Raw genomic sequence first — 11,797 nt, forward strand, 5'->3', positions numbered from 1 at the left:
AGCCGGAGCTTCGAGGGAAGGACAGCACGCCATGGCGATCGACATCCGCCCGGCAAGCCGGTTCGAGGACGTTGCGGCGATGGTTGGGCCGAAGCGGCCCGATGCGAACGTGTGCTGGTGCCTGAGCTACCGCATCCCCTCCAAACAGAACGTGGAGCTGCGCGGCGCCGAGCGCGGGGAGCTGGTGAAGGAACTGGTCCGGCAGGACCCGCCACCCGGGGTGCTCGCATACGACGGCGACGAGGTGGTCGGCTGGGCCGGGGTCCATCCGCGCGCCGACACCAGCTTTGCCCGCAACCGAAGGATTCCCCACCTGGACGATCTCGATGTTTGGTCGGTGTGGTGCCTCCGGGTACGCCCCGGGCACCGCGGCAACGGCATTTCACATCACCTGTTGCAAGGGGCCGTCGACTTCGCCCGGAGTTACGGTGCACCCGCCATCGAGGGCTACCCCGTGGACAACCAAGGGAAGAAGGTCGATCTGACGATGGCATACGTCGGCACTCGGGCGCTTTTCGAAGGCGCCGGTTTCACCAAGGCTGCGGACACGGACTCCGTCATCAACGGCTTCCCGCGCGTGCTGATGCGCCTTAACCTGCGCTGAAGTTTGGGCCGCCCCGTTAAACCATTTAACGCAATGTCGGCCCCGTCACACTTCCCGGTCTAGGATCGAAGGGTGCAACTAAATGAGAGGACGCTGCGGCGGCCTTGTGGCGGGTAACCGGGCCGCAGAAATTACTCGAGAGTATGGAGCATGGCTTCGAACAGTGACCCTGAATCTGAGAACGACACTGAGGCTGGCCACGGCGGTGTCCAGTCCGTAGACCGGGCCCTCGCAGTCCTGGAAATCCTGGCCCGCGACGGCCATGCCGGCGTGAGCGAGATAGCCGAGGAAATGGGTATCCACAAGTCCACCGTCTCCCGGCTGCTGGGATCCCTCGTCAACAGGGAGATGGTCCATCAGAACAGTGACCGCGGAAAGTACCAGCTGGGCTTCGGCATCCTGCGGCTGGCCAGCTCCATCCCCGGCAGGCTGAGCCTGGTCCGTGAGGCCCGGCCTGTGCTGGAGGGCCTGGCCGAGGCATTCAAGGAAACCGTGAACCTCGCCGTGCTGCGCTCAAACTACGCGGTGAACGTCGACCAGGCGATGGGCCCCTCCACGCTGGCCACGTACGACTGGGTGGGCAGCCTGACGCCGCTGCACGCCACGTCCAGCGGGAAGGTCCTCCTGGCAGCGCTGTCCGCGGACGAACGGGACAGGATCCTGAAAGAGACAGGCCTCCCGGCCCGCACGCCCCGGACCATTACCAAACGGGACAAACTCGAGGATCAGCTCGTCGACGTAATCCGGGAGGGCTATGCGGTGACCCTCGAGGAATTCGAGATCGGGCTGAAATCCATGGCCGTTCCGGTGTACAACCACGTTGGTACGGTGATCGGCGCAGTCAGCATCTCGGGACCTGCCTTCCGTTTCGACCCGGAAAAGACTCCGGGACTCCTTGACGCGCTGAAGGAGGCGGGGATGCAGATCAGCGCGAACATGGGGTACACGCGGCGTTAGGTCATCACACGAGATGACCCCGGGCCGGGGCCCGGGGTCATCGTTTGGTTATTTGGTTATCGGGGCGGGGCTTAGGAGGCCGGGGTGGCGGTCTCTTTGCGCTGCAGGGTTTCGGCCCGTTCCTCCAGCGGCGGGGTGTCCGCGGTGAGGCCCAGCAGGGCTTCTCCGGAGAGCGGCACGTCGCCGACCGTTTCCTGGACCCAGTCGTGGAAAGCGCCGATGTGGTGCTCGCTGGGCACCAGCACGCCGCCCTTGGCGTAAGACTTGGACGCCATGCCCGGCTGGCACCGCTCGCAGGCATCGAAGTCCTGCATGTTCACCCGGTGGAACAGCTCAACGGAGGCGCTGACGTCCTTGCCGGACTCCACCACGGAGGGCAGGTACAGCCAGTCACATTCGACGATCGTGTGGTCCGCGGACATGGGGAACATCCGGTGGATGATCACGTGGTCCGGAACCAGGTTCACGAACACGGTCGGCTTGATCGTGATCGCGTAGTAGCGCCGGTCCTGGTCCTCGGCCACACCCGGAATGACGTCCAGGCCCTCGGAGCCGTCCACGGTGAAGCCCTTGATGTCCTCACCGAACTCCGCGCCGTGGCCCACGAAGTACTGCGCGGCCAGCCCGTCAGCGAACTCCGGCAGCACCTCGGTCAGCTCCGGGTGGATCGTGGCGCAGTGGTAGCACTCCATGAAGTTCTCAATGATGAGCTTCCAGTTCGCCTTCACGTCATAACGGATCCGCCGGCCCACGGACAGGTTCGCCACGTCGTACCCGTCAATGGCGTGCACGTTGCCCAGACGTTCCTCGATCGCGCCCATGACGTCCTCCTCGAAGGACGGCGGCTCCTCGGCCAGGCACACCCACACATACCCCAGGTACTCACGGATGTGGACCTTGTTCAGGCCGTACTCGTCCCGGTCAATGTCAGGCATCTTCGTCAGGTTCGGCGCCGCGATCAGCTTGCCCTCGAAGTCATACGTCCAGGCGTGGTACGGGCACTGGAAGTTACGGGCCGCTTCGCCCTTTTCCTCCATGCACAGCTTCACCCCACGGTGCCGGCACACGTTATAGAAGGCACGGATCTGCCCCTTGCGGGTCCGCGAGATCAGCACGCTCTCCCGTCCCACCTGCACCGTCTGCCACGCCCCGGGCTTGTCCAGGTCCGAGGACCGGATCGCGCAGAACCACATCTGCTCGAAAATACGCTCCTGCTCGGCCCGGAAAATAGCCGGATCCGTATACAAATGACCGCCCAGCGTCGGGATCAGGCTCGGGGTGCTTACCTCAACAGACAATGTTCCTCCTCAGAACGGCACACATTAAGTGCGCAAAACTCGTGCAGTAAAGTTTGGGGATGGTGCGGCAGATGCCGCCTATGGAGCGGCAGCAGCGATCAGGCCAGGCTGGTCCTTCGGCTTCGTCGCCGAAGCTGCTATGCTCCGCCGCCATTTGGTGAAGAGCTTCGGCTGGTTCATTCCCAGGACCGCCACCGGCTCGTCTCCGCGGTAGTACACGGCGAGGAAGCTGTGTTCCTCGGGATCCCCTGCCTCAACCTCAAGACGGTCGTAGCCGGCGGAATGCCCCGCGAACTGAATCTTGACCCCGTGCTGGTCAGACCAGAAGTAGGGCGGCTTCAACGGCTGTTCCGGAGCATCGCCGTCCAAGAGGGCCTGAACAGCCAGCGCCGCACGCTCCAGCGCACCGGTCCAGTGCTCAACCCGGCGGTGGCTCCCGTAGGCCTTATCGAACCAGGCCGCGCAGTCACCGACGGCGACGATCCCCGGAATGTTGGTGCGTCCCATGGCGTCGCACAGCACGCCCGAGCCGAGCTCGACCCCGGACCCGTCCAGCCACTCGGTGTTCGGCTCAGCACCAATCCCGACGACGATGACGTCCGTCGCCAGGTGACGGCCGTCAGCCAGCGTAAGACCGGTAACAACGCCTTCGCCTGTGTGAAACTCTTCAATCACGGCACCGCAAATGAGATCAACGCCGTTGGCCAGGTGCAGCTTGGCGACCAGATCCCCCATGTCCTGCCCGAGCTGCGCTGTAAACGGAACCGGCGCGTTGTTGATCATGGTCACCTCCATTCCCCGAGAGGCAGCGGCGGACGCAACTTCAGCACCGACGAAACCAGCACCGATAACGGTCATGCGCTGGCCCGGCACCAGCCGTGATGTCAATCCCTGGGCATCGGCGATTGTCCGAAGGTAGAAAACATTCTCGAGCCCGTCCAGGGCAGGCAGCTTCCGGGCGCGCGCGCCGGTGGCTATCACGATGCCGTCAGCGCTGACCGAGCTTCCGTCCTGCAGCCGCACGGTCCGTGAAGCTGCATCCAGCCCAACCGCCCCGCCTCCCAGTAGCCACTCGGCGTGCAACCCGTCATCGTCAGTTTCCAGGAAAAGGTCTTCGGAGGTGATGGTACCGAGCAGAAAGTCTTTGGATAGCGGCGGCCTGTCATAGGGACGGTGATGCTCATCGCCGATCATGATCAGCCGTCCAGCGAAGCCTTGGGCGCGAGCGGCCCTGGCGGCAGAAAGGCCAGCCAGGGAGGCTCCAACGATCGCAAGAGTCTGCATAATCCTCCACATCATCAATTGCTAATTACGCAACATCACGCACTATACGCAACAGCGTGAGGCATGCCACACCCGCCTGTCAACCTGCCCGGCCACGGGCCCTGAGGGGCGCGTAACGGCATAAAAAATGCTTGACATCGAGTGTGACGGAGCGCACTCTGTTGCATAGGGCGAATACTGTTGATTCCTGCGGAACATGCCCCCCTCCCGCAGAGCAGCAACACTGATCGCAAAATCTCAGCCGGGCAAACCGGCCCCATACACGAAATACAAATTGTCGACGGCAGCATCATGGTCATCGGATCGGGCGAGGCCCCCAACCTTCCGCCCGGTCTAACCCCAGAAGGCCATGTATAAATCGCAGCCCTTGACTCGCCGAGCAAAGGACCCGCTCATGGCTATCAATAGTGACCTAAAGCCATCAACACCTGAAGAGCTACCTGCCGGGAATGGTTTGGCAGAGACTCCTCCTAGCGAAGAACCCGAAAGTAGGGGGAACATCAAAGAAGTAATCAGTGTCGCCCAGGAAGATGGCACCACCCCAGCAGTACTCGATCCGGAGGAAGGAGGCGCAGCGACCTTGCCGGACGCCGAAGAGTACGAGCAGATTCTGGAAGAGCTGCGCCATGCAAAGACCGAGCAGGCCGTGACGGAGCGCCGGAACACCAATCTCACCCTCGACAAAGTTACCTTCGGGATCACGGGCGCCATCGCCGTCGCCTTCGTGGTTTGGGGCTTCGTTGGACGCGACAGCCTGTCCGACACCTCCAAGGGTGCATTGAACTGGGTCATGGAGTACACCGGCTGGCTCTTTATGGTCCTGGCTTCGCTCTTCGTGATCTTTGTCCTGTGGCTGGCCCTGGGCAAGTTCGGCAACATCCCGCTCGGCAAGGACGGCGAAAAGCCCGAATTCCGGACCGTCTCCTGGGTGGCCATGATGTTCGCCGCCGGCATGGGCATCGGCCTCATGTTCTACGGCGTGGCCGAACCGCTCTATCACTTCGTTTCGCCGCCGCCCGGCACCGTGGACGGCCGCACGCCGGATGCCATCCAGACCGCGATGGCAACCTCCATCTTCCACTGGACCCTGCACCCCTGGGCCATGTACGCCGTCGTGGGAATCGCCATGGCCTACGGCACCTACCGGCTGGGCCGCAAGCAACTCATTTCCGCGGCCTTCACCTCACTCTTCGGCATCAGGGTGGTTGAAGGACCCGTAGGCAAGTTCATCAACATCCTCGCCATCTTCGCCACCCTCTTCGGCACCGCAGCATCGTTGGGCCTCGGCACTCTGCAGATCGGCAGCGGCATGACCTCCAACGGCTGGTTCGGCGAAATCGGTACTCCCGTGCTCGTGGTGATCGTCGCCATCCTGACCTCCTGTTTCGTGGCGTCCGCCGTCTCCGGCATCAGCCGCGGCATCCAGTGGCTCTCCAACATCAACATGGTCCTGGCCGTCATCCTGGCACTCATCGTCTTCGTCGCCGGCCCCACCTTGTTCATCCTGAACCTGATTCCTTCCGCGGTCGGCGACTACGCCCGCGACCTTGCAGAAATGTCCTCCCGCACCGAAGCCGTGGGAGACGAAGCCCTGCGCACCTGGCTGACCGGCTGGACCATCTTCTACTGGGCCTGGTGGATCTCCTGGACACCGTTCGTGGGCATGTTCATTGCACGCATTAGCCGCGGCCGCACCATCCGCCAGTTCGTCACCGGCGTCCTGCTGGTCCCCAGCATCGTCAGCGTGATCTGGTTCTGCATCTTCGGCGGAAGCGCCTTCCACGTCCAGCAGGAAGCAGACAAGGCCAACACCCCCGGCCTCGTCACCATGGTCGATGGGACACCGACCGTCAACTTCGACGGCGCCCTCTTCGACCTGGTCAAGAACCTGAACATGCCTGGCTGGCTCACGGTTGCCGTCGTCGTGCTGGCCATGGTCCTGGTCGCGATCTTCTTCATCACGGGCGCCGATGCGGCCTCCATCGTGATGGGATCGCTCAGCTCCAACGGCGCCGAACACCCCCGCCGCGGAGTGGTCATCTTCTGGGGCAGCCTCACCGGCGCCGTGGCGGCGGTCATGCTGCTGGCCGGCGGCGACGAACCTTCGGAAGCCCTGTCCGGCCTGCAACGGATCACCATCGTGGCCGCCCTGCCGTTCGTCATAGTCATGCTGCTGCTCTGTTTCGCGCTCGCCAAGGACCTGCGCCACGATCCCCTCTCCTTGCGCCGGCGCCTGGCAACATCCGTCATGGAACGGGCCATCCGGACCGGCGTGGAGCAACATGGCGGCGTCCAGTTCGACCTCGTGACCAAGCACCAATGTGACGACCGGTGCTCCGACGGAACGCCCGACTCCAAAGACCAGACCACCTAGTCTGCTTCTTACCGGTCCCACAGGGCCAGCTGGAAAGGCTGCAGCTTCCGTGCCGCCGCGCTGTCATGCGGCGGCACGGAATTGACGGATGTTCGACGACGCCTTCCAATCGGGAACAAAGCAAGCGTCATTACAACGCGCGCTTCATGTATGAAGCGAAGAAATGGTTTGAGTGCATGACTGTTCAGCTAGGAATTCCGCGGCTCCCCAGCAAAAGCGGCGGCGGGCTGCCGATGCCTCCGAGCCGGCCCTCGGGGGTTCCCGCCGGCCTGCTGGACCGGTTCGGGCGCCAGGCAACAGACCTTCGGTTATCCGTGACCGACAAGTGCAATCTTCGGTGCTCATACTGCATGCCCGCACAGGGCTTGGACTGGCTCTCCAAACAATCCCTCATGACCCTTGACGAGATCGTGCGGGTCGTGGGTATCAGTGTGGAGAAACTCGCCATCCGCGAACTCCGTCTTACCGGCGGCGAGCCCTTGGTACGCCCTGACCTGGTGAATATCGTCCGGGCCCTGCGCCGGCAGCACCCCGATCTGCCCATATCCATGACCACTAACGGCGTCGGCCTGGACAAGAAGGCCCAGGCGCTCAAGGACGCCGGGCTGACCCGGATCAATATCTCACTCGATTCCCTTCACGAAGAGACGTTCGAGCTACTGACGAGGCGCCCGTTCCTCAACAAGGTATTGGCGGGAGTGGAAGCGGCACGGACTGCAGGATTGGGACCGGTCAAAATCAACGCGGTACTGATGCGGGGTATCAACGACGCTGAAGCGGCCGGACTTTTGGCGTGGGCACTCCGCTACGGTTATGAGCTCCGCTTCATTGAGCAGATGCCGCTTGATGCGGACCACGGGTGGACGCGGCGCGACATGGTCACCGCCGCCGAAATCCGTGAATTGCTCTCCCTGGATTTCGTCCTCACCCCGGATCTCCGGGAGCGGGCGGGGGCCCCGGCAGAACGGTTCCAGGTCAGGAACCGAAACGCGGTTACAGGCGGGCCGCATGGTCCAGCCTTGGGTACCGTTGGGATCATCGCTTCCGTCACCGAACCCTTCTGCGGCGACTGCAGGCGCACGCGCATCACGGCGGAAGGCAAGCTCATGAGCTGCCTGTTCTCCCGGGAGGAATTTGACCTTCTGGGCCTGATGCGCTCGGGGGCAGATGACGCAGAACTGGCACGGCGCTGGCAGGATGCGATGTGGATTAAGCCGCGGGCACACGGAACGGAAGACGTCGGCCTGGATTCCGCAGACTTCAAGCAGTCGGGTCGCAGCATGAGCACTATCGGAGGCTGAACAAACTTTGTTGGTACGATACTTCGCCGCTGCATGTTCCGCCGCCGGCGTAGAAGAAGAACACCATGACCTGGCAGACGGCGTGACTCTCAATGAACTCCTGACTGCCGTACTTTCCATTGACCGTCCGGATCCCCCGGCGGGAACGCCTCCACTGGCCCGGATCATTGACCGGAGCAGCTTTCTTCGTAACGAAGTTGCTGTACGGCATCGTGGCCTGAGCCTTGGCAGGGAAGACGTCATCGATATCCTGCCGCCTTTTGCCGGCGGCTGAGCCCGAGCCTGGGCGTGACCGCATTCGCCAGCCGAGGAGAGGCGCCTACTCGTTGACACTCTCCTGGCGACGCAACTAATATCGTCATATATCAGTTAGATATCAGCGGAATATCAGCTGTTGCCCTGTCGCCCGCCGGGGCCATGGCCCGCTCCGCGCCCCTGGATCGCTTGAGGCCTGGAGCCGATGCCCGAGGGATTCGGCAACGGTGATCCGTTGCAAACCAGACAACCCGCCTGGGCAAGAAGCCGGAAGGCATGGCCACTCCCGCAGTCAGAGTGACTCGCAGTGAAAGGAACGCAAGCTAATGGTTCATAAAGTCAAGGCAGTCATTGCCCTGGAGAAGGACGCTCCGGTGTCGGTGGAGACGATTCTGGTGCCGGATCCGGGGCCGGGGGAGGCGTTGGTGGACATCCTGACGTGCGGGGTGTGCCATACGGATCTGCATTACAAGCTTGGCGGGATCGGGGATGAGTTCCCGTATCTGCTCGGTCATGAGGCCACGGGTGTGGTCGCGGCCGTGGGTGAGGGCGTGACGGAGGTGTCCCCGGGTGACCGGGTGATCCTGAACTGGCGTGCGGTGTGCGGGCAGTGCCGGGCGTGCGCGAAGGGCCAGCCGCAGTATTGCTTCAACACCGCCAACGCGACGCAGAAGATGACCCTGGAGGACGGCACGGAGCTGTCCCCGGCGTTGGGCATCGGCGCGTTCGCGGAAAAGACCCTGGTCGCGGCCGGGCAGTGCACGAAGGTCGATCAGGACGCCGACCCGGCCGCGGTCGGGCTGCTGGGCTGCGGGGTGATGGCCGGGATCGGTGCCGCGATCAACACCGGGGAGGTCAAGCGCGGCGAGTCCGTGGCCGTGATCGGCTGCGGCGGCGTGGGCATCGCCGCGATCGCCGGGGCGAAGCTGGCCGGGGCGACCACGATCATCGCGGTGGACATCGATGAGAACAAGATCGCGATGGCCAAATCCCTGGGCGCCACCCACGGGGTGAACTCCCGCGAGGTGGACCCGGTCGAGGCGATCCGGGCACTGACGAACGGCAACGGCGCGGACGTCGTGATCGAAGCCGTCGGACGGCCCGAAACCTACAAGCAGGCCTTTTACGCCCGCGACCTCGCCGGCCGCGTGGTCCTGGTCGGCGTGCCGACCCCGGAGATGGTCCTGGAACTGCCGCTGCTGGACGTCTTTGGCCGCGGCGGGTCCCTGAAGTCCTCCTGGTACGGGGACTGCCTGCCCTCCCGCGACTTCCCGATGCTCGTCGCGCACTACAAGCAAGGCAACCTGGACCTGGACGCGTTCGTGACCGAACGCATCACCATCGACCAGGTCGAGGAAGCCTTCGACAAAATGCACCACGGCACCGTGCTGCGCTCCGTCGTCGAAATCGAACCCGGCGCCGGAACCCGCGCAACGGCTGACACGGCGGCAGCGGCTGCTGCCCAGAGCGCAGGAGTGTCGGCATGAGCGTCAGGATCGAAAACCTCGTCACCTCCGGCACGTTCTCCCTGGACGGCGGCACCTGGGACGTGGACAACAACGTCTGGATCATCGGCAACGACACCGAATGCGTGATCATCGACTCCCCGCACGACGCGGACGCCATCATCACAGCCGTGCAGGGCCGGAACGTCACCGCGATCCTGCTCACCCACGCGCACAACGACCACATCGGCGCCGCCCGCCAGGTCGCCGACACCGTGAACGCCCCCATCTACCTGCACCCCGAGGACCACGTCCTCTGGGAACAGGTCTACCCCGACACCACACCCGACCGGCAGATCGCCGACGGCGACACCTTCCAGGTCGGCGGCGCCACCCTAAAGGCGATCCACACCCCCGGCCACTCACCCGGCTCCACCTGCTTCCTCCTCGAGGAAGAAGGCACCGTGTTCACCGGGGACACCCTGTTCAACGGCGGCCCCGGCGCCACCGGCCGCTCCTACAGCGACTACCCCACCATCCTGACCTCCATCCGCGAACGCCTCCTGCCCCTCCCGGCAGAAACCATCGTCCGCACCGGCCACGGCGACAACACCACCATCGCCGCCGAACGCGAAACCCTCGCACAGCTGAACCACTGACGTTGTGGGCAGGCAAACAGCCGACAACAAGTCCGGCAAGCCTGCCGCCGGCAAGTGAAGCTGCGAATGGCCTCCGTCCTCTTGGACGGGGGCCATTCCGGTCCACCCCCGTGTACAGAAAGGAGGGAGATGACTCTGATCAGGCGTGTGGCGTTCCTGTCGCTGCACACATCGCCCATGGAGCAGCCCGGCTCCGGTGACGCCGGTGGCATGAACGTGTACATCAGCGGCCTGGCTTCGGCCCTCGCGGCAACCGGCGTGGAAGTGGATGTCTTCACCCGGTCCACGGACGCCAGGCAGCCCGCCGTCGAACACGCCGGTCCGAGCGTCCGCGTCCACAACATTGCCGCGGGACCGCGGCGGAAAGTTCCCAAGGAGGAACTGCCTGGACTGCTGCACTGCATGGTCGCCGAGATCGAAAGGATCAGAGGGCAGCAGCCGGACGGACCTTACGACCTGATCCACTCCCACTACTGGATCTCCGGCGTCGCCGGCCTGGAACTGTCCCGGCAGTGGAATGTGCCGCTAGTCCACACCATGCACACCATGGCCAAGGTCAAGAACCTCGTGCTGCGGCCCGGTGAGAGTCCCGAGCCGCGGCACCGGGAAGACGGCGAATACAGGGTCGCCGACGGCGCCACCCGACTGATCGCCAACACCGGCGCCGAGGCCGCCGAGCTGGTGTCACACTACAACGCCGACTTTGACCGTATCGACGTCGCTCCCCCCGGCGTTGACCTTTCCATCTTTACGCCTGCATTCCGCGGTGCCTCCCGCGCCGCCCGCGGCATCCCCCGGCGCACATTCCATCTCCTGTTCGCCGGGCGGATCCAGTGGCTGAAGGGCCCGCAAGTCCTTGTCCAGGCGGCTGCACTCCTCCGCTGCCGCCGCCCTGACATCGACCTGAAGCTGACCGTCCTCGGCGCCCTCAGCGGCGCAAAGGATTTCAACCTGGGCTCGCTCGTCAGCGCAGCCGGAATGGACGACGTCGCCACTCACCTCCCGCCTGTCGGCGCGCCGGAGCTGGCTGGCTGGTACCGCTCAGCGGACGTCGTGGTGGTGCCCTCCTACAGCGAGTCCTTTGGCCTTGTTGCACTGGAGGCTCAGGCCTGCGGCACACCCGTGGTGGCCGCGCGGGTAGGGGGCCTGTCCCGGGCCGTCAGCGACGGCCGCACCGGGCTGTTGGTTGACGGGCACAGGGCGGCCGACTGGGCCGACGCGCTCGAAGCCCTTTACGACGACCCGGTGAGGCGGCAGGGCATGGGCCGCGCTGCCGCCATCCAGGCAGGGAGTTCCGGATGGGGGCGCACAGCCGCAGTCACGCTCGAGAGTTACCACGCCGCCGTCCAGCAACACGCCGCCCGTTTGGAACTCATGGGCGTGTAAACAGGACGCTCCCCCACCCGTGTGAACTGGTCACGTGAGGTGAGGGAGCGTCGGGCCAAGCCCTGCAGGAAGTGAGGGAGGGTCGGAAAGGGGGTTAGCGCTCGATGTCGCCGCGGATGAAGGCCTCGACCTTTTCCCGGGCGAGGTCGTCGTTGAACTGCTCCGGCGGGGACTTCATGAAGTAGCTCGAGGCCGAGAGCAGCGGCCCGCCGATGCCGCGGTCCAGGCCGATCT

Annotated in this window: 10 protein-coding genes and 1 pseudogene; 8 read left to right on the forward strand and 3 right to left on the reverse strand. The window is 64.3% G+C overall.

What is annotated here, in order from left to right; all coding sequences use genetic code 11:
- Positions 1 to 31 precede the first annotated feature (31 nt).
- On the forward strand, positions 32 to 604 hold the full coding sequence (locus AC5RUM_RS20880) for a GNAT family N-acetyltransferase (protein ID WP_494036739.1): 573 nt from the start codon (positions 32 to 34) through the stop codon (positions 602 to 604).
- Between the two features lie 150 nt (positions 605 to 754).
- Positions 755 to 1,561: an IclR family transcriptional regulator gene (locus AC5RUM_RS20885; protein ID WP_494036740.1), complete on the forward strand. Its 807-nt coding sequence runs from the start codon at positions 755 to 757 to the stop codon at positions 1,559 to 1,561.
- A 71-nt stretch (positions 1,562 to 1,632) separates the two neighbouring features.
- Here AC5RUM_RS20885 and AC5RUM_RS20890 read toward each other — a convergent pair whose 3' ends face one another.
- Together AC5RUM_RS20890 and AC5RUM_RS20895 are read right to left on the reverse strand one after the other, a co-directional pair.
- Positions 1,633 to 2,859, reverse strand: coding sequence for an aromatic ring-hydroxylating oxygenase subunit alpha (locus AC5RUM_RS20890; protein ID WP_494035885.1), 1,227 nt, complete (start codon positions 2,857 to 2,859; stop codon positions 1,633 to 1,635).
- A gap of 78 nt (positions 2,860 to 2,937) precedes the next feature.
- Positions 2,938 to 4,143, reverse strand: a complete 1,206-nt coding sequence (locus tag AC5RUM_RS20895) for an NAD(P)/FAD-dependent oxidoreductase (RefSeq protein WP_494036741.1) — start codon at positions 4,141 to 4,143, stop codon at positions 2,938 to 2,940.
- Between the two features lie 367 nt (positions 4,144 to 4,510).
- Between AC5RUM_RS20895 and AC5RUM_RS20900 the strand changes: the two genes are divergently transcribed.
- The 6 genes from AC5RUM_RS20900 to mshA all read left to right on the forward strand — a co-directional run bounded on the left by AC5RUM_RS20900 (position 4,511) and on the right by mshA (position 11,563).
- Positions 4,511 to 6,517: a BCCT family transporter gene (locus AC5RUM_RS20900; protein WP_494036742.1), complete on the forward strand. Its 2,007-nt coding sequence runs from the start codon at positions 4,511 to 4,513 to the stop codon at positions 6,515 to 6,517.
- Between the two features lie 176 nt (positions 6,518 to 6,693).
- Positions 6,694 to 7,818: a GTP 3',8-cyclase MoaA gene (gene moaA, locus AC5RUM_RS20905; RefSeq protein WP_494036743.1), complete on the forward strand. Its 1,125-nt coding sequence runs from the start codon at positions 6,694 to 6,696 to the stop codon at positions 7,816 to 7,818.
- A gap of 7 nt (positions 7,819 to 7,825) precedes the next feature.
- Complete coding sequence (locus AC5RUM_RS20910) at positions 7,826 to 8,092, forward strand: MoaD/ThiS family protein (protein WP_494036744.1); 267 nt, start codon at positions 7,826 to 7,828, stop codon at positions 8,090 to 8,092.
- Between the two features lie 307 nt (positions 8,093 to 8,399).
- Entirely contained in the window at positions 8,400 to 9,560 is a 1,161-nt protein-coding gene (locus AC5RUM_RS20915; protein WP_494036745.1) for an S-(hydroxymethyl)mycothiol dehydrogenase, read from the forward strand.
- A complete protein-coding gene (locus tag AC5RUM_RS20920; protein ID WP_494036746.1) occupies positions 9,557 to 10,177 on the forward strand; it encodes an MBL fold metallo-hydrolase in 621 nt (206 codons plus the stop codon). The genes AC5RUM_RS20915 and AC5RUM_RS20920 overlap by 4 nt, the downstream gene beginning before the upstream one ends.
- Positions 10,178 to 10,306: 129 nt before the next feature.
- On the forward strand, positions 10,307 to 11,563 hold the full coding sequence (gene mshA / locus AC5RUM_RS20925; protein WP_494036747.1) for a D-inositol-3-phosphate glycosyltransferase: 1,257 nt from the start codon (positions 10,307 to 10,309) through the stop codon (positions 11,561 to 11,563).
- Positions 11,564 to 11,657: 94 nt separating this feature from the next.
- Here mshA and AC5RUM_RS20930 read toward each other — a convergent pair.
- A pseudogene (locus tag AC5RUM_RS20930) lies at positions 11,658 to 11,797 on the reverse strand (inositol-3-phosphate synthase); the annotation flags it as partial.

The sequence above is a fragment of the Arthrobacter sp. B2060 genome, assembly GCF_059090445.1.